Origin of the sequence: Streptomyces sp. CA-251387 (assembly GCF_050936625.1) — a bacterium.
In the GTDB taxonomy this organism is placed as follows: Bacteria; Actinomycetota; Actinomycetes; order Streptomycetales; family Streptomycetaceae; genus Streptomyces.
The window spans coordinates 230,080-252,857 of the sequence record NZ_JBNJMJ010000002.1 but is presented as its reverse complement, the minus strand read 5'-3'; the positions used below and the strand labels follow the sequence as shown (position 1 = coordinate 252,857).

The following is a 22,778-nucleotide window of genomic DNA, read 5'->3' as shown; positions in this document are numbered from 1 at the left end:
ACAAGGACTCAGCGGGGCTCAGGGGAACTCATGGGATGTCGCACATTCGAGAGGACTTTTGCAAACGATGGCCTGCGGAAACATGATCACCTCAGGGGCCCTCGCAGAGCTCTCGCATCTGTTCATTTATAAGAGGTGAAAGGAGCGGCATCCACCGGACCTGTTTCGCGACTGTGTTGGGCACCTGACCGACCCCTGTGTGCGTGTTACCGTCCTCGCGGAGGCTCATATGTGCCTGCCCCGGACGAGATGTGCGCCGTACCCGGCCCGCCAAGACGACGCGCTCAAGGAGACGTCATGGGTGCCGGCACTTCCCTAATCGACTTCACGGGAGCGACTCCCAGGCCTCGTGCGCTGAATGTCCGGTGGATTCACGGCTCGCCGTCGGCCAAGCACAACACCGATCCGAACATCCAGGTCCACGGCTATGACGAGCACACGTTCATCCTCCGGCAGAACATGGCGATCGACTATGAGGCGCCGTTCCTATTCCTACTGTTCGGCAATGAGCAGGCGGTGCTGATCGACACCGGTGCCACCGCATCCGCCGAGTTCTTCCCTCTTCGCCAGGTGGTCGACGAGCTCATGGAGTCCTGGCTCGCGCGTCACCCGCGGCACGGATACCAACTGCTGGTGCTGCACACCCATCCGCACGGTGATCACGTCGCAGGCGACGGCCAGTTCACCGATCGTCCTGACACCACGGTGGTCAGTGCGGAGCCGGACACCGCCTGGCCGTATTTCGGATTCGCCATCGACCCTGATGCCGTGGCGCAGGTAGACCTGGGGGGCCGAGTGCTGGAGTGCCTGGCGACCCCGGGCCACCACGAGGCGGCGGTCACGTTCTACGATCCGTGGACCGGATTCCTCCTCACCGGTGACACGGTCTACCCCGGCCGGCTCTACATCAAGGACTGGCCGGCATTCATCCGGACGATCGATCGCTTGATCGACTTCTGCGACCACCGGACGGTCACCCACGTGCTCGGCTGCCACATCGAAATGTCTCGGCAACCTGGTGTGGACTATCCGATCCGTACCGTCTACCAGCCCGACGAGCCCCCGCTGCAGATGACCACCGACCACCTGCGCGAGATCCGCGCAGCGTTGGAGGAGATCGACGACCGGCCCAGCCGCCGGGCCTTCCCGCTCTTCGTCCTTTGCCCCAGCACATGAGCGGCATGAACAGACCGGGTCCCCTCCCCAGTGCTTCGACTGGGAAGATGTCAATCCGACAAGTGATACTGCCGGGCGGGATCCGTGTCGTCTTCGGCTCGGCCTTCGTCGACCCCCGCGATCCTGGCAACGGAGTGGGCAACCCCTTTGCCGTCGTCATGGGTGCCGAGGTGGGGAGGTTGAGCGCAGCGCAACGCCGGACGCTGGCCCGCCGCACCGGCACACCCGAAACCGTGTTCATCGACGCCGTCCGCCAACGGTGCGAGCCCCACCGCCCTTCCGAGTACGAGCTCGATCTCACCGTCCTGACACCGACCGGGAAAACACTCGGGGCGTGCGCCCACGGCTTCATCGGCGTCGTGCACGCGCTGGCCGAGACCGGGCCCATCACCGTAGGCCTTGATCTGGTGATCACTACGCCGTCGGGAGGGTCGGCGCGCGCCTCACTCTCCGGCGGCTGCACGGTCATGCTGCACTTCGTCTCCAGTGAGCCCTTGATCGTATACGGGCGTGAGCAGGCACTCGAGGAGATCTTCCATGTGCCACTGCCATCTTTGGCCGGCGGCCTGCCGGTCCTGTCCGTCGGCTCGCCCAAGCTGACCGTCGAGGTGACACCCGCCGTTTTTGCGCGGCTGCGGCGTGAACTGGACGGTCTGGATTACGACCGGCTGATGGCCCTGCAGCGCGAGCTGAACGTCAACGGGATCCACCTGTTCTGCCGCAACGGCATCACGGGTATGCCCGAACGCGCGATCCAGGCGAACGCATACCTCGGCCGGATTGCCGTGGACCGAGCCACCGGCGTTTCAAACGCGGCCCAGGTCAGCGCCGACCCCCGCGTCAGCGAAGGTCAACGGCTGCAGATCGCTCAATACACCCAGGCGAGCCGTTCGGCGATCCTCACCCTGACGAAGGGGAAAGGGCGCGGCATCTGGGTGGGCGGCGCCGCGGTCCTCCTGGGAGATCGGGAACCGTAGCGAACCGGACGCACCACAACGAACAAGGCAATCGAAGAGTTTCGGTTCATAGCAATGCCCATCGCACCATCTTTTTAGTGGTGATCCGGCCAATGAAAAGGGCCTCTTACACAGGCTTTCCATCCCGGTCCAACTGAAGAAACAGGCTATCCCCTTCGGCTATGAGGCTATAGCGCCGCAGACACTGGGACGTTTTAGGCCAAACGTTTTGCCCAGATGCGGCATCGAAGCGCCAGAAGTGGCTGGGGCAGATCACTGTTCCCTGCTCCACGATCGAGCCCTCAAGCCGAAGTCCCCTATGAGGGCAAGTGCCCTCGACTGCATAATATTCGCCGTCATGCCGGTAAACTGCGACGGCGTTATGCCCTACGTCCGTCACCCTTAGCTGACCGTCCAGAATATCGCTTGTTCCACACAGACGCGTCCTGATTATCGGAGATCCTTCGCTTTTCGACATCACCAGTTGAGTTCCTCTCTGCGAAGGGCGGCCAGGTCGCGAAGTATTTCCGTTCCGCTCTTTTCTTTCATAGAGCATGAACTTGGCATTCCCCGGCGGGCCGCTTTCTGCATGAGCGAAGCGTCGGTACTCACCTTGGACGCCGCAATGAGGACGTGTTGCTCCATGTCGGCAAGGTAAGTTTCGCGGAAAACTTGGAGCGCCTTGAGGAGCTGAGCATAATCTGGTTCCCGCAGAGGGCCACGATTCTCTTCGACTTCGGCGGTGAGTGCCTGCATAGTAGATCGGAAGGCGGCATAATCCCAATTCTGCGTTCCGGAGAAGCCGAATGGGTGCGCTCTGCCTACTTTGTCCATAGATGGGCGCGTGAAAGTGTTATAGATGTGTGCCGGGAAGTTTCCCGCATACCGCATCGCTGCTGTCGTGCCGCGCAGGAACACTGTTGCTTGGTCCACAGCTTTGGCCGCCCGCTCTACCTTTTGCCTTCCCATTTCTTCTGTCGCTCTACGCAAGGCACTGCGACAGAAGAGGAAGCACAGATTGAGGAAGTGATGGCCGGTGATCCACCGGTACTCAGCAACAGTACGGGCGAAGGATTCGGTCTCACTAGACCACGACCAGGCCTGCCGCCATATCTGCTCGACGGAGCCGTTTACTGTAAGCGGCTGTGAGATTGTCGCCTGCTCCTTCGGAGGTTCATTCCCGAGGATTCCCCATGCATGCGACAGTGCATTGGTGATCGCGATTGTCTCGTCGAAGTCGATGCAGGTAAAGGGAAGATCGATCAGAACGGCCTCGGCGGTAGAGCACACCTGCGCCGCAAGCTGCCCCCAGGTTATGTCGGGCACACGACGGATTCCGAAGTATCGGTCTTGAAGCGTGTGGCCGAGGAGGAGTAGCTCGTCACCCGTGACACAGCAGCGCACCGCTTCAGCACTGGTGTCATCATTATGATGAGCATTGAGGTCGGCCAGCTCGTCTTCCAGCAGCGCCGCGCCTCGTGTTGCATACGCGCGAAGACCTGCTATGTAACCGCTTGTAATAAAAGGAGCGAGAGGGACCTGCGACAGTTTCTGCACGATGGTCTGCGCCGCATGGGCACCTTCGGTGAGATGAGCGCGCACTCCTGCAATCCCAGGCCTGCCCTCACGCAAAAGTTCGGGAGAAAGGCGGGGAACTGCATCTATGGGCAAAAAGGCGCTCCGGCGTCGATACAACTCGCTGGCCTCCAAGGCGATCGCTCCAGATGCCTCTTTGGACGGCAGCTCGACCAGAATCATGTCTGTCTCCCAGGGCGCTCGGGCGGTTCGTGTGCCTTCCGCAGCCCTTCCGATCAGCAGAACAACTCTACCGTGTGCGCATCTGGGCTCCTCTTGCGTGAGTAATCGATACTCACCTACGGGCTCGGCACCCACGGCTCGCCCCGGCACTTGGGCATCCGGGCCCGCCGGCCCACGGATCCCACTCCCGCCGCGTGCGGGCTCGTCGCTCAGGGAGCAATTGCGTTCAAGGGAACCATGGAGCACGCTGGCCGTAGCTACTCGTGCGCTAAGCGGCCGGCGACCGTCGCACGGAGGGACGCACGCCGACTTCGTGCAGTCGGGATTCGATAAGAGGCTTCTCAATGTTGCGATCCCTGGAAGTTACTGAGCAACTAAATCACTACATTAACCAAATAGCCGTCCGGAGAGCCACGCCGGAGGTACGGGAGTTGATAGAAGAAACCTCGAGGCTCCCTGATGCCGAGATGCAGGTCCCTCCACAAGAGGGACAATTTCTTTCACTCCTCGTGAAGGCAATTAGAGCAAAGAGGGTGCTGGAGATAGGTGTGTTCACGGGATACAGCGCCCTATGTACCGCACGAGCGCTCCCGATCGACGGCTCTGTGATAGCACTGGATAACAACGAAACAGTGACTATGATCGCCCGCCGCCATTGGGAGCGTGCAGGAATCAGTCATAAAATTGACCTGCGTATTGGAGATGCCAGCGAAACGTTGCGATCTCTCCTAGCGGAGTCTGCAAATCGGGGCGCCTTCGACTTTGCATTCATTGACGCAGACAAGGAGAACTATGAATTCTACTACGAATCTGCCTTGCACTTGGTCAGGGTTGGCGGCCTGATCGCCGCAGACAATACCCTTTGGGGTGGGGCGGTAGCCGATCCAGAAGCAAATGATTCCGAGACGGTCGCGCTGCGTAAGTTTAACATGAAGGTACACGGTGACTCGAGGGTGGAAATTTCCCTTCTGCCGATGGCAGACGGAATAACACTAGCGCTGCGAGTGCAGTAGTGAGGGCGACCATGACAGCGATCGGAGAAGCTGTAGCCGTAGAAGAATTGATGGAGGACCCATACCCTATTTACGCACAACTTCGTTCTGAGGCTCCGGTCTGTTGGGTTCCATCAACGGGACTCTGGTTCGTGACTCGCTGGGAAGATGTAGTTAAGGTGGCGACGCTTCCAGAGATATTTGCAGCGAAACTTACAGACTCTCCCCTCGACCGTACATGCGGGCGGCCCACAGTACTCACCTCCGAGGGGAGTCTTCATGCTCAACTCAGGGAAAGCATTAAGTCCCAGTACACTCCACGAAGGACGCACCGGCTAGTAGAGACATTTGTCAGGCCCTTGGCTCTGCAACGTGTTGAGGAGATCCGCAACCAAGGCCATGCAGATCTGTTGGCCGATTACTTCGAGCCAATCAGCATCCTGGCCCAGGCAGTAGTGCTAGGGATCGATAGAGAAGATATCTCTTCACTGCGGAACTGGGTTAGGGATCTTGCTATCGGTGCTTCCAATTTTGATAAAGACCCTATCATGCAGGGAACAGCCGATGCTGCCTCTTCGGAAATGAGTCGCGTACTGCAGCCGCTGATCGAGCAGGAATCGGCTCAGCCGAGTACGTCCCTCATATCCGACCTGCTTCACCGAGGCCGCGAGGAGGGATGTCCCCGGCGTCCGGACGAAGTCCTGCCGACGTTGAAGGTGCTGATGATCGGCGGGGCGCAGGAACCCGGCCATGCTTCCGCGTCAACGCTCTACGCGCTGTTTTGCCACCCTGACCAGTTGCGGGACGTGCAGGAAGATTCCTCCCTGCTGGGGAGCGCCGTCAACGAGACGCTTCGCTGGATGTCTCCCATCGGCACACAAACTAGGCAGACAACCCAGTCGGTCACCATCGCGGGATCGCGAATTCCTCAGGGTGAGCGGGTAGCTGCCCTCATCTCGTCTGCTAACCGGGACAACGCAATCTTCCAGGAGCCCGACAGATTCAATATTTATCGAAGAGACGGGCGCAACGCCGCTTTTGGGTTTGGGCCACACGCCTGTGTTGGATCCCTGTTCACCCGAAAATCGTCGCAGGTGATGTTGGAAGTTATCTTGCACGCCCTTCCGAACATGCGGCCCGATGGCTCTAAACCTACCTTACTGAGGGGTTGGGAATTCAGAGGGCCCCGAGCATTGTATGTCGTATGGGACTGAATACGGCCGAGTCTCTGCGTCACTCTGTCCACGTCAACGGAGAACATAGTCAGGCAGGAACTCATGGATATCTGGTCATGGATTAAGCAATGCGAGTCGGCTTGGTGCACCAAGGATGCTGATCGGGCGGCCGAGCTCTTCACCGAAGACGCCCTGTACTTCCCTCACGTAGCCGAGAAACCGCATTGCGGGCGCGCTCGAATCAGGACTTATTGGAGGGAGGTGACAGCGACACAGCACGAAATGAACCTGCGTTTCTCCGAGCCGCTTATTGTCGGACGTCGCGCAACGGTTGAATGGTGGGCAATGTTCCGCGATGTAAGGCTGACCCAGCCACACGCTGACGATCGGGTTACTCTGCCAGGATGCATGGTTCTGCGATTCGCGGAAAACGGGCTCTGCGAAGAGCTGAGAGAATATTGGTATGCAGTGCTTGGGGCCCACGTGCCCGCTCCGGAAGGGTGGGGCCGGTAAAGCGGAGGAGAAAAGGAGATGACTGACTACTCGTCACACGCCAGGCCCGATCATATGAGCCCGGAAGAATTCCGCCATTATGGACACAAGACTGTAGACTGGATCGCTGACTACTGGGCCGGCATCGAAAGTCTGCCTGTGCTCTCCCAAGCATACCCTGGTGAAGTCCGTGCTGCTCTCCCTAAGCATCCCCCGGAGCACCCTGAGCCGTTCAGTGCCCTGCTGGAGGATCTCGACCATGTGATCCTACCGGGAATAACACACTGGCAGCACCCTCGGTTCTTTGGATACTTCCCGGCGAACTCCTCTGGCCCAGCCGTTCTTGGTGAACTGCTCTGTGCGGGGCTGGGCGTGCAAGGCATGTTGTGGCTGACTAGCCCAGCGTGCACCGAACTCGAACAGCATGTCCTGGACTGGCTCGCTGAGCTGCTTGGGCTCCCCGCCCATTTTCAGTCGACCGGTACAGGCGGCGGAGTAATACAAGACTCAGCATCTAGCGCCACGTTGGTAGCGCTCGTCGCAGCGCTACATCGTGTAAGCGGTGGCCTAGCTCGGAAGCACGGTACTCGTGGCCGGTACACGCTCTACGCCAGTACCGAAGCCCATTCGTCCGTCACTAAGGCTGCCGTACTTGCTGGTCTAGGTGAGGACGCAGTACGCCTGCTCCCTATAGATCGCCGCAGCGGGGGGCTTGAGCCAGACGCTCTCATGCAGGCCATCCAAGACGACCGTGCCGCGGGGCTGGAGCCGGCCTTGGTAGTGGCGACCGTCGGCACCACGTCTACCACCGCGATCGATCCACTTCGCGATATTGGCGAGATTTGTAGCCGCAAGGCCCTCTGGCTGCACATTGATGCCGCTTACGCGGGTGTTTCCGCGATTTGTCCGGAATTGCGTTGGATCAATGACGGAATTGAGTACGCTGATTCCTACGCTACCAACCCGCATAAGTGGCTCCTGACCAACTTTGATTGTGATGCGTTCTGGGTGCGAGACAAGGCCGCGCTCATGGATGCCCTGTCGATCCATCCAGAGTACCTGCGCAATTCTGCCTCAGAGTCGGGAGCAGTCATTGATTACCGTGACTGGCAAGTTCCCATCGGGAGGCGATTTAGGGCCCTTAAGCTCTGGGCCGTCATGCGCTGGTACGGCGCCCAGGGATTGCGCGGCTACATCAGGGAGCAGATTAATCTTGCGGCCCAGTTTGCCGCACTCGTAGGACAGGACGAGAGGTTCGAAATCCCTGCCCCACACCCGCTCGCCCTAGTGACATTCCGTCTCCGCAGCGATGGTGACGGCACAGATGTGGATGCACAGAACATGGCTCTGATGAATGCCGTTAACGCCGACGGAAGAATTTTCATTACTCACACCAAAGTGGGGGGCAAACTAACACTGCGTCTATGCGTAGGTAGTCCGATGACCGAGCGCCGCCATGTGGAAGAAGCGTGGATCATTATTTGCGAAGCAGCCACTGAAGTTCAACGCGTAAGGGAACATTATTGAGCTTCTTACAACGGCTGACACAATGGGGTGGATCGTTGCTGATGGCCGTTGCCTACAGGGAGCGTCAAGGTGGGTGTGGCGTTGGGTGACTATTTCACCGGTGGTGAAACCGAGAAGATCTGCTTGGACTCACATGACTTCGGGACTTTTACTAGGGAGGAGCTAGCCTCCCTCAATATTGATAGCGGAATGCTGGCGCAGTCGTTCAACGGTTTCGGTAGTTGCGAAGTTCGACTTACGGTGAAGACGGTAGGATTTGTCTCCTGAGGCGACACTGAGCACGCGCTTCAGGTACTGAGACGGTTCCGCTCGATGATCGTCCCGGGGCGTTGAGCGGTTTTGCCGACGTCGTGACGAGGGGCTGGGCGCCGGTTCTTCGAACCGAGCGGCCCTCCCGGACCCGGACGCGACGGTTTTGGTGCACGGGCCGGGCAGACCAGGTACGGGCGGAGGTGCCGAAACCCCCGGCGGACTCGGGCGGGGGTGAGCCGACCAGGCTCGGAGGGCCTTTCCCACGGTCGGCGCAGGTCGGCGGCAAACCTTACGGACGAGCCGGAGCTGGGTATGGGCGGCGATGACGAGCCAGACACCTCATGGAGCTAAGAGTCAAGCTGCAGCGGCCAACGGGGCGGGTAACGCTGTCTGCTCGTCGAACAACTCGTGCTCCCGCAGACAGCGGTAGAGCTGGCCGAGCATCCGGTTGAAAAGATGCCGCAGGGCGGCCGCGTGCCAGTCTCCGTGCTCGTCGCGTCGACGGCGGTAGTGGGCCTTGGCCCCGGGTGACCCGTTCGGGGCCGCGAAAGCCCACAGGTAGCCAGCGTGGTTGAGACGGTCGTTCCTCACCCGCCGCCGGGGGATGCTCGATTTCTTGCCGGAGGCCCGAGTGATGGGTGAGGAGCCGGCGTATGCCTTCAATCCGCGGGCGTCGGCGAACCTGCTGTGGTCGTCTCCGATCTCGGCGAGCACCCGGGCGCCGAGCTGGACGCCGAGGCCGGGGAAGCTGAGGAGGATCTCAGCGTCCGGGTGCTGAGGGAAAGGCCTCCTCCACCGCCCTGGCGAGGTCATCGGCCGCGGTGCAGGCGGCTTCCAGCTGGATGAGGAGGGCGAGCATCTGCTTGCCGAGTGACTCCTCGACGAGTGCCGGCTGGTGGGCCCAGTCGGCCCGGAAGACGTCACGGATCCGGTCGGCCTCGGTCTCGATCCCTCGTTTGCGGCCGGCGCGCTTGAGCGCGGCCTGGATCTGCGTGCGGCTCAGCCGCGCGGCCGTGGCCGGTGTGGGCGCGAGCTTGAGCAGCTCGCGGGCCTCGGGACGGCACAGACCGTTCTGCCAGGGTGCGAAGGCGTCCAGGGCGCAGGAGTAGTACTCGCGCAGCAGCGACCGGAGCTGGTTGGAGATCTGCTGCCGGTTCCAGGTCGCGTCCTGCTGAGCCCGTGCCAGGACGGCGATCGCGCGGGCCAGGTCGGTGTCCTGCGGCAGGGGCCGGTGGGCATGCATATCGGTGCGCAGGATGTTCGCCAGGACCAGGGCGTCGCCGGGGTCGGACTTCTTGCGGGAGACGGAGTGCCGGTCGCGGTAGCGGGATGCGGCCATTGGGTTGATCGCGAGACCTTGCGCTTCCCGGTCCGCAGCACGGCAACCAGCAAACCGCGGGATGTCTCGATGGCGACCGGGATCGGGTTCTCCTCGCTGTCACCGTACTCAACCAGCAGGTCAAGCAGGATCTTGTAACCCGCGGCATCGTCGGTGATGTGCCGCTTGGCCAGTAACTGAGCTTCTTCAACTCGCCCACCGATCGGGTGACACCCCACAGGGATCTGAGCAGGTCAGGACGGACTGCGCTCGTCCCCGGACGCTCAACTTGAAAAGGCTCACTGGCCGCTGTCGTCGACCAGAGCGACGTCGTGTGTCCGCTCGGCCCAGTCGATGCCGCAGTAGATCAAGATGTTCCTTCCCATGGTGCAGTTCGTGCAGGTCACGAGCTCATGCGGAACCACGCGGCGCCCTAATCCCAGGCCCCGGCCTTCATAGGCCGGGCCGACACCTCGGTAGCCGTTCGTGGCACCAGCTCGTCCCACGGGCCCCGGTCTTTGCGGGAGCTCGAACGGCTCGGGCATTGCAAGGGGTCCCCGTGCGACGGGCTCGCACCACCAACACCAACGAGTGATCAATGCGGCAGCGTTGACGAGCTCGAGGCGTCGGACGCTGCCGCTCTCCCGCAAGGCATTCCAGCCAGGTCTCAATCAGGCATGCGTCCGGCCCCGATGGGCTGCACGGCGGTTGGCGGCAGTTGCGACGACGCCGGACGCCGCCGCTCTCTACCAAGGCCTCAGGGCCGGTAGGCAACAAGGCATCCGTCCGGCGCCATCAGCAGGTGCCGTCCGCTTCGAACCGCCCTAATACCGGATTAGGTCTCGATAGCGACCGGGATCGGGGCGTCTTCCGTGTCGCCGTACTCGGCGAGAAGGTTCAGCAGGAGCCGGTAGCCGGCCGCGTCGTCGGTGATGCGGCGCTTGGCGAGTAACTCGCCGGTGTCGTTGACCACGGCGACGTCGTGGTGCCGTTCCGCCAGTCGATACCGCAGTAGATCAAGATGTTCCCTCCCCAAGGTGCGGGTGTTTGCGCTGGTCACGAGCGCATGCGGGCCACGCAGCGACCTAATTCCAGGACTCAGCCGCCGGGGCTGGTCCGACACCTCATTAGCCGTGTTCGTGGCACCAGCGCACCGCGCGGGCCTCGGTCTACTCGGGAGCTCGGACGGCTCGGGTGCATCAAGAGGTCACCGTGCGGAGGGCTCGTACCATCAACTCCAACGAGTGATCAAGCGAGTAGGTGTTGACGCTTCAAGGGCGCCGAACGTCGTCGCTCTGGCTAGAGGCATCGAGGCCCGGTCCAGCGAAGACGTCCGCTCGGCGCCCATGGAGCATCACCACCCACGCGTCGGTCGTGGCGGTCGTGAAGACGTCGAGCGTCGCCGTTCTCTGGATAGGTCTCTCCTCGACCAAGTCGCGTGAAGACGTCCGCTCGACGCCTACACGATCGCCACCACCACAAGCAGGAGGACCGTCCGCACGCTCTAACCAGAGGCTTCACAAGCCCAGCTCGAAGTAGGCGTGACGACCCTCACCACTCGAACGCCCCGGTGACTCGACCTGACCCACCGGGGCCGTTGGAAAGGAATTAGGTCCAGCGGTCGCTGGCCTCGGGGGTGCGAAGCTTCGGGCGGGTCCACAGGCAGCTGGTCGACCTGGAGGCGGATCAGCGTGCCTTCGATGATGGGGAGTTCGCCGGTGTGGTCGATCCACGCGGAGCGGGTGGTCAGCCGGGGGTGGATGCGGTCCCAGGCCATCGCGCGGGCGGTGCCGTACCGGTCGGTGACCTGCGTCGTGGCCGCGTCCGGCTCGCCCCAGGTCTCCGGCTTGGCGAAGCGGAACTCCTCGCCGTGCTTCGGCGGTCGCCCGCCCTGGGGGTAGGACAAGCTAAGGCGTTCAGCGGTGCGTTCGCGGTGCTCGTGCTGCGACGGCCGATGGCGGCGAGTAGCTCGGCCAGAGCGCCGACGGGCTTTCCGGGCCTAGGTACGAGCCAGAGCCGGACGTAGGTGAAGAATGTGTGGGTGGGACAGGGGTTCCCAGACGGAGTCGTCTGTGTAGGCGACGGCTGCGTCGACGCTGGCACCTTATGGTCCTCGACTGAGTCCTCGTGGTCGTCGGCCGCCGCGGCCTCCTCACCGGCCCTGGGCTCCGCGGCCGTCTGGAGCGCTGCTTCGGCGTCTGGGCCGGGTGCGTCGACCTCCTGAGCCGACGTCGCGGCGGTGGGCAGGAGATGAAAGTCCGGACGGATCGGTAGTGGCGGCCAGCAGAGCCAGGAACACCTCGCCGCTCACGTCCGCCGCCGCTGCCGGCGGAGAGGTCTCGGTACCGGTGCCAGCGCCTTCGTGGATCCCTTCGTCGGTGTTGTGCTCCGGCACGGCTGGCTCGGTCTCCGTGTCAAGGTCGGGCTCGTCTGGCCACGGAAAGTCGGCCAGTTCGGCCTGCCATCCCAGTGCGGATCCGCCGGGAACTTCCTGCCATGCCCCTTCGGCTGGTTCAGCCGACTGCCCGGACACCGCGAGTGTGGTCGTGATCTGCTGGTACGCGGCGTGCTCCAGGCGTTGCACAGTGTTCTCGACGCCGAGGTAGTCAAAGTGCTGCGGCGTATCGATGGACGCGTTGACGATCTCTGCGTCGGGGAAATGCGGGGCGGGGAGCTTGCGGGGGCGATGAGCGTGACGGGCACCGTGGCGGCCTTGTCGATGACGTCGGCGAACTTCCAGGCGATGTTGGCGTCCAGACTCGTCGCGCACAGCAGCACGTAGGGCTGATGCTGGGCCTCGGGTGTCTGGTGTGCTTCCAGCAGTCGCTCGGTGAGATCCCGCAGGGCGTGGGCCGGCTGGCGCATGGCGAGTCGGTCACTTCCAGGCCGCCGCCGGCCACCGGGGCAGTTGGGTCGATGCCGTCCTCGCCGAGGTAGCGGTTGACCGAGGCGACCAGGCGGCGCAGCGTCGGTGTCGAGCGGCCCTCGCGGCCGAAGTTGTTTGTACACGACCTCAGCCTGCGCGGTTCCGTTGATGCGCCGGTTGTTGGGCCAGGTGCACGTAACGGACCGTCGTGCCGTTCTTGTTCTGCCGCTGGGTGGTCCGCAGGTACATGCCCCCAGCATGAACGGCCACACCTGTCCACCACAAACCTCTACTCATAGGCGTGGACCCACGCTTTTCCGCGCTGCCGGACACCCTGCGACCCCGTGACCTGCACCGACGCCGAGCGCGCGGCTCCTCCGCGCCCACGAACTGCGGAACTCAGCTGCATCCGCAAATTTCCATGGTTCGCCAGTTCCCGAGCTGTTTGGGTAAATCCCCCTATAGGTACCAATTACTCACCTGGCCCCGGTGGGGCCCGGGTCACGGTGGGAGCAGGCGCGCGATGCGCGCCCGGGCGGCCCGTCCCTGCGGCGAGTACCCGCCCGCGTCTGCGCGATGGCGGCTGTGATGTCGTCGCCCGAGGGAGTTCGCCCGTGGCTTTCACCACCAGGACCGTGCTCGACCGTGTGATCATCCGGTTCGCCGGCGATTCCGGCGACGGCATGCAGCTCACCGGTGACCGCTTCACCTCTCAGACAGCGTTGTTCGGCAACGACCTGTCCACGCTACCGAACTTCCCGGCCGAGATCCGGGCCCCCGCCGGGACCCTTCCGGGTGTGTCCAGCTTCCAGCTGCACTTCGCCGATCACGACATCCTGACCCCAGGCGACGCCCCCAACATGCTGGTGGCGATGAACCCGGCCGCCCTCAAGGCCAACCTGGCGGACCTGCCGCACGGCGCCGAGATCATCGTCAACACCGACGAGTTCACCAAGCGCGCCCTCGCGAAGGTCGGCTACGCCGCCGACCCGCTCTCCGACGGCTCGCTGGAGGCCTTTCGGTTGCACCCAGTGCCGCTGACCACGCTCACCCTGGAGGCGCTCAAGGACAGCGGGCTGGCCCGCAAGGACGCCGAACGGGCCAAGAACATGTTCGCCCTCGGCCTGCTCTCCTGGATGTACCACCGCCCGACCGCCGACACCGAGGCGTTCCTGCGGCAGAAGTTCGCCAAAAAGCCGGACATCGCCGAGGCCAACATCACCGCGTTCCGGGCCGGCTGGAACTTCGGCGAGACCACCGAGGACTTCGCGGTCTCCTACGAGATCGCCCCGGCCGCGCTGCCGTCGGGCACCTACCGCAATATCTCCGGAAACCTGGCGCTCTCCTACGGCCTGATCGCCGCGGCGGAGCGCTCCAGGTTGCCGTTGTTCTTGGGTTCGTACCCGATCACGCCAGCCTCAGACATCCTGCACGAGTTGAGCCGGCACAAGAACTTCGGGGTGCGCACGTTCCAGGTGGAGGACGAGATCGCCGGGATCGGTGCGGCGCTGGGTGCGGCGTTCGGCGGTGCTTTGGGTGTGACGACGACGTCGGGTCCGGGTGTGGCGTTGAAGTCGGAGACGATCGGGTTGGCGGTGTCGTTGGAGTTGCCGCTGCTGGTCGTGGACATCCAGCGCGGTGGTCCGTCGACGGGCCTGCCGACCAAGACGGAGCAGGCGGACCTGTTGCAGGCGATGTTCGGTCGCAACGGTGAGGCGCCGGTGCCGATCGTGGCTCCGGCGACCTCGGCGGAGTGTTTCACGGCGGCGGTGGAGGCGGCGCGGATCGCGTTGACCTACCGGACCCCGGTGTTCCTGTTGTCGGACGGGTATCTGGCGAACGGCTCGGAGCCGTGGCGGATCCCGGCGGTGGAGGACCTGCCGGACCTGTCGGTGGAGTTCGCGACCACGCCGAACCACACGTTGGCGGACGGCAGTGAGGTGTTCTGGCCGTACAAGCGTGATCCGCAGACGTTGGCGCGGCCGTGGGCGGTGCCCGGCACACCGGGGTTGGAGCACCGGATCGGCGGGATCGAGAAGCAGGACGGGACAGGGAACATCTCCTACGACCCGGCCAACCACGACTTCATGGTCCACACCCGACAGGCCAAGATCGACGGCATCGACGTCCCCGACCTCGAAGTCGACGACCCGAGCAGCCGGGCCCGCGTTCTCATCCTCGGCTGGGGCTCCACCTACGGGCCGATCACCGCGGCCGTGCGGCGGGTCCGCGCCGACGGCGGCCACGTCGCCCAGGTGCACCTGCGCCACCTCAACCCCTTTCCGACCAACCTCGGCCAGGTGCTGCGCGGCTACGACCGGGTCATCGTCCCGGAGATGAACCTCGGCCAACTCGCCCTCCTGCTGCGCGCCAAGTACCTCGTCGACGCGCAGTCCTACAACCAGGTCCGCGGTCTGCCGTTCAAGGCGGCGCAGTTGGCGGACGTGCTGTGGGCGGCGATCGGCAACCTGAAGGAGAACGAGGAGGACAACCGATGAGTGACGCGTTCCCCTCGCTCCGGCTGGTGCCCAAGAGCGACCAGCCGCAGTCGGTGAAGGAATTCAAGTCGAACCAGGAGGTGCGCTGGTGCCCGGGTTGCGGTGACTACGCGATCCTGGCCGCGGTCCAGGCGTTCATGCCCGAACTCGGGATCCGCCGCGAGAACACCGTGTTCGTCTCCGGCATCGGCTGCTCCTCCCGTTTCCCGTACTACATGAACACCTACGGGATGCACTCCATCCACGGCCGCGCCCCGGCGATCGCCACCGGACTGGCCGCCTCCCGCCCCGACCTGTCCGTGTGGGTCGTCACCGGCGACGGCGACGCCCTGTCCATCGGCGGCAACCACCTCATCCACGCCCTGCGCCGCAACGTCAACCTCAAGATCCTGCTCTTCAACAACCGGATCTACGGCCTCACTAAGGGCCAGTACTCCCCCACCAGCGAGGTCGGGAAGATCACCAAGTCCACCCCGATGGGATCCCTGGACGCCCCCTTCAACCCGCTCTCCCTGGCCATCGGCGCCGAGGCCAGCTTCGTCGCCCGCACCATCGACTCCGACCGCCAGCACCTCACCTCGGTCCTGCGCGCCGCCGCCCAACACGAGGGCACCGCCCTGGTGGAGATCTACCAGAACTGCAACATCTTCAACGACGGCGCCTTCGACGTCCTCAAGGAGCCCGGCACCCGCGACGAGGCCCTCATCCGCCTCGAACACGGCAAGCCCGTCCGCTTCGGCATCGACCGCGGCGTCTTCCGCACCCCCGACGGCGAACTGCGCATCGACACCGTCACCGCCGACAACGAGGCCCACCTGCTCGTCCACGACGCCCACCACCCCAGCCCCACCACCGTCTTCGCCCTCACCCGCCTCGCCGACAACGACACCCTCCACCACACCCCGATCGGGGTGCTGCGCAGCGTCGAGCGGCCGGTGTACGACGACCTGATGGCCGAGCAGCTGGAGCGCGCGGTCGCCGACCGGGGCCGCGGTGACCTCGGAGCCCTCCTACACGGCCACGACACCTGGACCGTACCGGCGGCACCGTGGCACGAAGTCCCACCTCCACGTCACCCGGAGCCGAACGGGGAATAGCCGTATGTCTCTGATATCTCCCGACCTCACGACCGCGGTCAGGCCGCGTCCGGCCGTCCTCGGCCATGCCTGTGCCACGGTGGTTCCGGAGCCGCGGCCACGGTTGCGGCCTGCGGACCCGGAAGAAGGCCTACCCGGTCCTGGCCGCACTCTCCGCACTGGGCCCCGCCAGAGCTCAGTTGCGTGCCGTCATGGTCGCCGACGACCGCCTCCGCGATGAGGACCGGGCCCGCTCCGACGACGAGGACCTGGCCCAAGTCGGCGACCTCGTCGCCGAGGCCGGCGGCTACCAGCAGGCCGCACGCGAGGCCCGCCGCCTGGTCCAGGGCAGCCTCGCGGCCCTGGACAACGGCCGGTTCCACACCTAGGCGCTCGACGAACTGGACGGCCTGGCCGCCTTCCTTCTCCACCGGTCCGCGTAGGGCCACCAGGAGCAACAAACTCCGCCATCGGACGCAAGCGAGGTGAGTGAGATAACCACGGCAGGATGGCATCGGTGGGCGCGCTACAGGATGCGAGCGGTACTGGCGCGGCTGGGGCACCAGCGCCTTCAAAGGTGACAAACCGATGAGAGATCATGTCGGCCGTGAGTCGTCATGGGGACGCGGTCACATTGGCGTGAGGTGTCTGACGTCGTGTCAGGCCTTGTCGGGCAGAGCGGCGGCCCGTGGATGGCGGTAGTCATGACAAGCGAATGACACTAGAGGTTGTCCCGTATGGGGTGTGAGTTATCCGGTGAGGGCCAGGTTGTGGAGTCGGGCGATGCCGAGCATGGCTTGGTGAACGCCGTTGCCCTTGAGCCGGCAGTCCCGCAGGATCTTCCAGTTCTTCAACCGCGACAGGGCGTGTTCCACCCGGGCTCGCGCCCGGCGGTGGACGGCGTTCTCCGCTTCCTGCTGTGGGCTGAGGTGCGTCTGACCTCGTCGTTTGCGGTGCGGGATGAGCAGGCCAGTTCCTTGGTAGCCGCCGTCGGCGATGGTCGGTGCGCCGCGGCAGGCCCGGTCGACGCCGGACTCCGTGAAGGCCCGGCAGTCGTTGCGGCTGCCGGGCAGCGGCAGGCCGATCGCCACCACCAGGCGGCTGTTGGCGTCGATCACGACTTGCACGTTCGTCGAGTACCGGTAGTTCTTGCTGGAGGCGGCCATGCTGCGGTCACGGGTGGGCACGAGGGTGCCGTCGACGATGTAGACGGTGTCTTTGCGCGGCCGGCGGGCCGGCGAGATGGCCAGCAGGGGCGCCAGGTGATCGAGGATGCGGTCGGCCGCAGACTTCGAGACCCCGAACAACGGCGCCACCTGCCGCAACGTCAGGTTCGTGCGCCAGTACGTCGCCACCAGCAACACCCGGTTCTCCAGCGGCAGCCGCCAGGGACGGCCGCGCTGAACGTCACCACCGCGACGCCGTACCAAGGCCACCAGCCTGGTGAACTGCGACTCGGTCAGCCCGGAGAACGGCTCGATCCACTTCGGATCATCCGCTGAGATCACCCCACCCATGCCCAGCCAACGCACCAACCGTCCCACCGGTTACGGGACAACCTCTAGCCGTCACCCGCCCGCGCGCCACCGCCCAGGCCACCCGCGGCGGACTCGTCCCGGTCAGTGCCCGCGAACTGCTCCGCCTGCCGCGGGCCACCGTGCTGCCCTAGCCGTGACCGCGATCACCTGCTGCACTGGTCCGCCTGGCGCCACGAACACCAGCACCGCGCGGCCGAAGCACACCGCCGCTGGAACAACCTCACCGCCGCCGCGACGACATGACCCGACCAGCATGATCAAGAACTACAGCTGCCGTGACGGATCTGAGCCGTTGCGTGATCCCCAACAGCCGACCGGCCAAATGGCTCTGCGATGACCTGCTCGCTCAATTGCAGCTCCAGCATGCGGTGATCTTCGAGTGAGCATCACAGTCGCTGCAGGAGAGTTTCTTTGTGATTTTTCTTTTAGGGGGCGCATCATATCTTAGGCACGACTGCATCGCCACCTTCGGAGATGATAAATGAGTAACAGCTACTCACTTGGCATGTCAGGGCCTCTGGTTAACGTGAGCCTTGAACCTGAAGTGGACCTTTGGAAATCCAGCGATATTCAAGATTGTTGGATAGAAAGATATGGGCGACATGACTAATTCAGAACCCACTTCCTGGGGAGACCTCACCTTCAGGGGCGACAGGGATAGCGGCATCCATGATTTGCTCGCAGATGACCAAAATAATCCTTGGCTCACGCTCGGGATTATGGAAAAGATAGACGATGAGAATCTCTTGAATGCCTGGGATACTTTTCTTGATGTTCAGACAAAGATGCTTGGCGCCCGAGAAATTTCGTGGCTAAGAGTGAACGGAATGGGGGGTGGCCAGGCAGGTATACTGGAAATTGGTAGCGCCAACGGAAACTACGGATCCTACTTGGCTCGGAATTTCCCCAACAAGCAAATTTATGGCCTTGAGGCAAACCCGAATCTAGCTTCCCTTATGGACGTCGATAAGTGCCCCGACAACTACGGAATAGAAATCTGCAAGGTGGGTGACGAACCGCTCCCAGAGAGAATTTCCGGAAAGTTTGATCAGTGTCTCCTGCGTTTCGTTCTATATCATGTTTCAGATCCAGTTCGTCTCCTTCGTGCGGTTTACGATTCCCTACCCTCTGGCGGAAAGTTGTACATAATCGAAGAGGATGATGCGTTTCTCACCTCACAGCCAAAGTGGGGTCCCATGGAGATTGCATTTGACATTTGGAGGCGCGTCACTCTGGCGGGCGGGAGTAACAGTAAAATCGGAAGGTATCTTCCAGGATTCGTAACAAAGGCTGGATTTAAAATAGATGCGTTCGATATCACACTACGCAATAACGTGGAAGCCGGCCAGGAATTCTATGATCTGGTCAATAATATGATGAAGGTCTTTCGCTTGACCAACCCGAAGATCGTTTCGGAGGCGGAGGTAGAGGAGATTACCGATGGCCTCTCAAGTCCGAGTCGGCACCAGAATCTTGCAACATATCCTCAATTTCTGCTAGCGGCAACTAAAGAATGATAGAAGAAGGCGTCTGGGAAAGGGGAGGCAGCTTTCTGATGCCTGGACGAGCCGGTCGAGGAACACCTTGCCAGGCGAGTGAGGGCGCTAGGGGCTGGATTCCTCAAACGGTGTAGACATATCGGCGGCGTAGGTGGGTGTTTTCGATCCTCGCTTTGTGCTCTCGATGAGTCAGGCCGCGTGTCCCTGTTGAGCTCAGCAGCTGTCGGGCTTCGCCTTGAGGGGCGGGTTGAGAGATTTTCCCGATGAAGACGACTACGGACCTACGGGCCCACGCCACATTTAGGGGTTTGTCCACGGGCTGTCCTTGGCGGGCGGTCGCCGAAGTGACGGAAGCGGGATGCGTTCACTGAGGTCTTTCAGGGTGGCCACCGATCGAGTGACAGGTGCCGTGGCCACAACGCACAAGGCTCCCGTGCCGTTGAGGGAGGTGTTCGAAGTCTCAACCCATCGGCGCAGGAGCCTTGTTGGTCCCTCATTCTGCCGCACTCGACCTGCCCCATGCGCTCATCGAGTGGGTCACCATGCTCATCGTCACCCGAGAGGGTGACCGCCGCTGCAAGCTCCCACCACACCAGCGTGCCCTTGTCGCTCTGGTGTACCTGCGCAAGCACGAGCCCCTCGCACAGATCGCCGCCGGGTTCGGCATCTCGGTCGGCACCGCGCACGCCTACACCAGCGCGGTCATCGAGCTGCTGGCCGCCCGTGCCCCGGGTCTGTTGCGTGCTCTGCGGGAGGCGGACCCCGAGTTCGTCCTGCTGGACGGCCCCTGGCCGAGTGCGACCGCCTCGGTGACAGCCGGGCCGACTACGCGGCCAAGCACCGCCGACACGGGGTGAACGTGCAGGTGGTCACCGATCCGCACGGCGAAGTGCTGTGGCTGTCTCCGGCCCTGCCCGGGCGCTGCCACGACCTGACCGCGGCCCGCACCCATCGGATCATCAGGATCTGCGAGCGTCAGGGGGTGCTGATCCTGGCCGATCGCGCCTACATCGGTGCCGGCGCGTGGGCGACCACTCCGACCAGACGGCCTGCGGGAGGCGAGCTGACGCTGACCCAGCAGACCGTCAACCGGGCGCTGTCGAAGGCACGGGCCCCGGTCGAGGGTGGAATTGCCCGTCTGAAGTCCTGGCGGATCTTCCGCCGATCCCGGTGCAGCCCGAATCGAATGACGTCAATGGCCGCAGCGGTCCTCACCCTGGAGCGGCAACGCTGAAAGACCTCACCGATTCCTAATGTCGTCTGTCAAGCGGCGAGAGCGCGGGGCGGTGCGACTTCGTAGCACCGTCCGTCGCGTAGGAGGGCCCAGAGGACGTTGACGCGGCGGCGGGCAAGGGCGAGGACGGCCTGGGTGTGGCGTTTGCCTTAGGCGCGTTTGCGGTCGTAGAACTGACGCGACTCGTCGCAGTGCCGGAGGCTGAACAACGCTGAGGTGTAGAAGACGCGTTGCAGGCGGCGGTTGTATCGCTGCGGGCGCCGTAGGTTGCCGCTGATCTTCCCTGAGTCCCGGGGCACTGGGACGACGCCGCCGAAGCCGGCGAGGCGGTCAGCCGTGCCGAAGACCGTCATGTCGCCGCCGGTGGCGGCCAGGAACTCGGCGCCGAGGATGACGCCCAGGCCGGGCATGCTGGTGATCACGTCGAAGGCTTGGTGGTCGCGAAACCGGGCCTTGATGTCCTTGTCGAGAGCGGCGACTTGCTGGTTGAGCGCCAGCACCTCCTGCGCCAGCGTGTGCACCAGCTGGGCGGCCAGCTTCTCGCCGGGCAGGCTGGTGTGCTGCCGTTCCGCGGCCTGGACGGCGATCTCGGCCAGCCGGCCGGGGCGCACAACGTGACGGTTGCGCAGCCAGGCCTCCAGCCGCTTGGCGCCGATTCGGCGGATGGCCGCCGGGGTCTGGTAGCCGGTCAGCAACGTGAGCGGGCCGGTGTTGGTCAGATCCAGCGCTCGTTCCAGGCCGGGGAAGACGCCGGTGAGCTGGGCTCGCAAGCGGTTGACGGTGCGGGTGCGGTCGGCGACCAGGTCCATGCGCCGACCGGTGAGGATCTTGAGGTCGGTGACGGTGTCGTCGTCGGCGCGTAAGAGGTGCAGGTCGCGCGCGTAAGAGGTGCAGGTCGCGGCGGACGCGGATCTGGTCGGCGATAACCGCGGCGTCCTTGGTATCGGTCTTGCCCTCGCCTCGGTAGCTTTCGGAGGCGCGGTGGATGGCCCGGCCGGAGATGTAGTGCACCGGCTGGCCGTGGTTGAGCAGGATCGCGATGGCCAGGGCGGCTCCGCCGTCGGCAAGGTCGATGCCCCAGGTCACCTCGTCGCCCAGAGCCAGGACGTCGGTGAGGAGTTCGAGCAGTTCGGGCTCGTCGTTGGCGACGCGACAGCAGCCGACGGCCGCTCTCGTCGATCGCGACGCAGTGGTGGTGCGTCTTGCCTGCGTCGATGCCGGCCCAGATCGCGGCCATGTGGTGGTGCCGCCGTGCGGTGAGTTGCTGGTGCCTCCCGACGGACGACCTCGCTGTCGATTCCCTACGAAGCGATCATTCGCAATTCCCAAGTGGCAGCCGAGTCGTCGTGGGGCGCCGGGCGGCCAATCAGTGCGAGCCACAAGTGGCAGAGCTCTTTGAACCACACCCGACGCCCCTGGGTGGGTGAACCATACGAAGGGCTCACCACCTCCCGCAGAACAACGTAGGGAGCTCTTCAGAGTGGACCCCGAGCGGGTGACGGCCGGCAAGCTACACCTCCTGCGGTCTGGCTTTCGTTCGGCGTGCATCTCCGTGACATCACAACGCTCTGATGACGTCATATCAGGCCAGCTCATCATCGCTGTCGATCCACACAAAGCGTCCTGGCCAGCTGTCGCCGTCGGTGCCCGCCTGCGGCCGCTGGATGCCTTGCGTGTCAGCCGAGCCGGCTATCGCGACTTGTGCCGGTTCGCCCAGCGCAGGCTCGAGATCCCGTCCCGCCGAGTGGTGTAGTCACCGGCCGAGCTGATTCGGTTCGGGCGGGGGAAGCTGGCGGTTGTCCTCGGTGGGGTTGGGGTTGAGAGTGCTGAGCTTGAACTCGGCTTGTCGTGGCTGCTGACAGGGTTTGATCGTCGCGGTACGCCGTTGTCATGAGGTACGTGCAGGGCGGGGGCTTGACGGACGAGCGTCGGCGGTTCGGCGAGGGGATCCGGATGAGGGCGGCCGAGCGGTTCGCCGAGGGTGAGCCGAGTGCGGCGATCGCGAAGGGGTTACGGGTCAGCGTCCGGTCGGTGCAGCGGTGGCGGCGGGCCTGGGACAAGGGCGGTCCGCGTGCCCTGCGGTCGGCGGGTGACGCGTCTCGCGGCAGCAGCGCCGATCTGGTGCCGCAGTAGCAGACTGGTGAGACAGCCCAGCAGCCGGCGAATGGCAATAATGTGGCGGGTAACTGCAGCCTCGCCAGGATTTCTCGGGACTGCCCGAGGTCACGGTGATCTGACAGGATTTTGGTGCATGAGGACGCTCGGCTCGCCGCGCTCGGCCCGAATCCCGGACCGCATTCTCCCAGATTTGACGTTGGTGACGACCTGTCCATCGCGATGTCGACTACGGTGCGAGTGGGCAGCGGATCAGATCGAGGACGTGGAGCCCGACTCCGCAGTCTTACGGCCTGAGGCGCCTGC

The 22,778-nt window shown here is 63.7% G+C and carries 14 protein-coding genes, 8 pseudogenes and 1 riboswitch; of the genes and pseudogenes, 13 read left to right on the top strand and 9 right to left on the bottom strand.

Features of this window, described 5'->3' with window-relative positions; genetic code table 11:
- The first annotated feature begins 217 nt into the window (after window positions 1-217).
- A riboswitch (guanidine-III (ykkC-III) riboswitch) is annotated at window positions 218-285 on the top strand.
- Window positions 286-297: 12 nt separating this feature from the next.
- Both ACQEV2_RS42835 and ACQEV2_RS42830 read left to right on the top strand, forming a co-directional pair.
- A complete protein-coding gene (locus ACQEV2_RS42835) occupies window positions 298-1,176 on the top strand; it encodes an MBL fold metallo-hydrolase (RefSeq protein WP_433055857.1) in 879 nt (292 codons plus the stop codon).
- 62 nt (window positions 1,177-1,238) lie between these two features.
- Window positions 1,239-2,153, top strand: coding sequence for a hypothetical protein (locus tag ACQEV2_RS42830; RefSeq protein ID WP_433055854.1), 915 nt, complete (start codon window positions 1,239-1,241; stop codon window positions 2,151-2,153).
- Window positions 2,154-2,259: 106 nt separating this feature from the next.
- Here the strand turns inward: ACQEV2_RS42830 and ACQEV2_RS42825 are convergent, their stop codons facing one another.
- A complete protein-coding gene (locus tag ACQEV2_RS42825) occupies window positions 2,260-2,610 on the bottom strand; it encodes a Rieske (2Fe-2S) protein (protein WP_433055851.1) in 351 nt (116 codons plus the stop codon).
- Entirely contained in the window at window positions 2,610-3,890 is a 1,281-nt protein-coding gene (locus ACQEV2_RS42820) for a hypothetical protein (protein WP_433055848.1), read from the bottom strand. The genes ACQEV2_RS42825 and ACQEV2_RS42820 overlap by 1 nt, the downstream gene beginning before the upstream one ends.
- Before the next feature lie 344 nt (window positions 3,891-4,234).
- Between ACQEV2_RS42820 and ACQEV2_RS42815 the strand changes: the two genes are divergently transcribed.
- The 4 genes from ACQEV2_RS42815 (at window position 4,235) to ACQEV2_RS42800 (ending at window position 8,076) form a co-directional block, all read left to right on the top strand.
- Entirely contained in the window at window positions 4,235-4,903 is a 669-nt protein-coding gene (locus ACQEV2_RS42815; protein WP_433055845.1) for a class I SAM-dependent methyltransferase, read from the top strand.
- Window positions 4,904-5,241: 338 nt separating this feature from the next.
- A complete protein-coding gene (locus ACQEV2_RS42810) occupies window positions 5,242-6,096 on the top strand; it encodes a cytochrome P450 (RefSeq protein ID WP_433055842.1) in 855 nt (284 codons plus the stop codon).
- Window positions 6,097-6,159: 63 nt separating this feature from the next.
- Complete coding sequence (locus ACQEV2_RS42805) at window positions 6,160-6,570, top strand: nuclear transport factor 2 family protein (RefSeq protein WP_433055839.1); 411 nt, start codon at window positions 6,160-6,162, stop codon at window positions 6,568-6,570.
- 18 nt (window positions 6,571-6,588) lie between these two features.
- On the top strand, window positions 6,589-8,076 hold the full coding sequence (locus tag ACQEV2_RS42800; protein WP_433055836.1) for a pyridoxal-dependent decarboxylase: 1,488 nt from the start codon (window positions 6,589-6,591) through the stop codon (window positions 8,074-8,076).
- 287 nt (window positions 8,077-8,363) lie between these two features.
- Here the strand turns inward: ACQEV2_RS42800 and ACQEV2_RS42795 are convergent.
- The 4 pseudogenes from ACQEV2_RS42795 to ACQEV2_RS42780 all read right to left on the bottom strand — a co-directional run.
- Window positions 8,364-8,661, bottom strand: a pseudogene (locus ACQEV2_RS42795) (NF041680 family putative transposase); the annotation flags it as partial.
- A gap of 21 nt (window positions 8,662-8,682) precedes the next feature.
- Window positions 8,683-9,891: pseudogene (locus ACQEV2_RS42790) on the bottom strand (IS110 family transposase).
- A gap of 593 nt (window positions 9,892-10,484) precedes the next feature.
- A pseudogene (locus tag ACQEV2_RS42785) lies at window positions 10,485-10,666 on the bottom strand (IS110 family transposase); the annotation flags it as partial.
- 591 nt (window positions 10,667-11,257) lie between these two features.
- A pseudogene (locus tag ACQEV2_RS42780) lies at window positions 11,258-11,633 on the bottom strand (NF041680 family putative transposase); the annotation flags it as partial.
- A 375-nt stretch (window positions 11,634-12,008) separates the two neighbouring features.
- Here ACQEV2_RS42780 and ACQEV2_RS42775 point away from each other — a divergent pair.
- Window positions 12,009-12,428, top strand: coding sequence for a hypothetical protein (locus tag ACQEV2_RS42775; RefSeq protein WP_433056142.1), 420 nt, complete (start codon window positions 12,009-12,011; stop codon window positions 12,426-12,428).
- A gap of 85 nt (window positions 12,429-12,513) precedes the next feature.
- Here ACQEV2_RS42775 and ACQEV2_RS42770 read toward each other — a convergent pair.
- Window positions 12,514-12,761 (bottom strand): annotated as a pseudogene (locus ACQEV2_RS42770) (IS1634 family transposase); the annotation flags it as partial.
- A gap of 365 nt (window positions 12,762-13,126) precedes the next feature.
- Between ACQEV2_RS42770 and ACQEV2_RS42765 the strand changes: the two are divergent.
- The 3 genes from ACQEV2_RS42765 (at window position 13,127) to ACQEV2_RS42755 (ending at window position 16,475) form a co-directional block, all read left to right on the top strand.
- The gene (locus tag ACQEV2_RS42765) at window positions 13,127-15,010 is read left to right on the top strand and encodes a 2-oxoacid:acceptor oxidoreductase subunit alpha (protein WP_433055833.1); all 1,884 of its coding nucleotides are present in this window, start codon (window positions 13,127-13,129) and stop codon (window positions 15,008-15,010) included.
- Entirely contained in the window at window positions 15,007-16,107 is a 1,101-nt protein-coding gene (locus ACQEV2_RS42760; RefSeq protein WP_433055830.1) for a 2-oxoacid:ferredoxin oxidoreductase subunit beta, read from the top strand. Before ACQEV2_RS42765 ends, ACQEV2_RS42760 begins: the two co-directional genes overlap by 4 nt.
- 65 nt (window positions 16,108-16,172) lie before the next feature.
- Window positions 16,173-16,475, top strand: coding sequence for a hypothetical protein (locus ACQEV2_RS42755; protein ID WP_433055827.1), 303 nt, complete (start codon window positions 16,173-16,175; stop codon window positions 16,473-16,475).
- Window positions 16,476-16,835: 360 nt separating this feature from the next.
- On the opposite strand, the gene ACQEV2_RS42750 is transcribed toward ACQEV2_RS42755, so the two are convergent.
- Window positions 16,836-17,603: a transposase gene (locus tag ACQEV2_RS42750; protein ID WP_433055727.1), complete on the bottom strand. Its 768-nt coding sequence runs from the start codon at window positions 17,601-17,603 to the stop codon at window positions 16,836-16,838.
- A gap of 614 nt (window positions 17,604-18,217) precedes the next feature.
- Here ACQEV2_RS42750 and ACQEV2_RS42745 point away from each other — a divergent pair.
- Both ACQEV2_RS42745 and ACQEV2_RS42740 read left to right on the top strand, forming a co-directional pair.
- A complete protein-coding gene (locus tag ACQEV2_RS42745; RefSeq protein WP_433055824.1) occupies window positions 18,218-19,141 on the top strand; it encodes a methyltransferase in 924 nt (307 codons plus the stop codon).
- A 467-nt stretch (window positions 19,142-19,608) separates the two neighbouring features.
- A pseudogene (locus ACQEV2_RS42740) lies at window positions 19,609-20,357 on the top strand (transposase family protein).
- A 29-nt stretch (window positions 20,358-20,386) separates the two neighbouring features.
- Here the strand turns inward: ACQEV2_RS42740 and ACQEV2_RS42735 are convergent.
- Window positions 20,387-21,594 (bottom strand): annotated as a pseudogene (locus tag ACQEV2_RS42735) (IS110 family transposase).
- Window positions 21,595-22,247: 653 nt separating this feature from the next.
- Here ACQEV2_RS42735 and ACQEV2_RS42730 point away from each other — a divergent pair.
- Window positions 22,248-22,457, top strand: a pseudogene (locus ACQEV2_RS42730) (helix-turn-helix domain-containing protein); the annotation flags it as partial.
- Window positions 22,458-22,778: the final 321 nt, after the last annotated feature.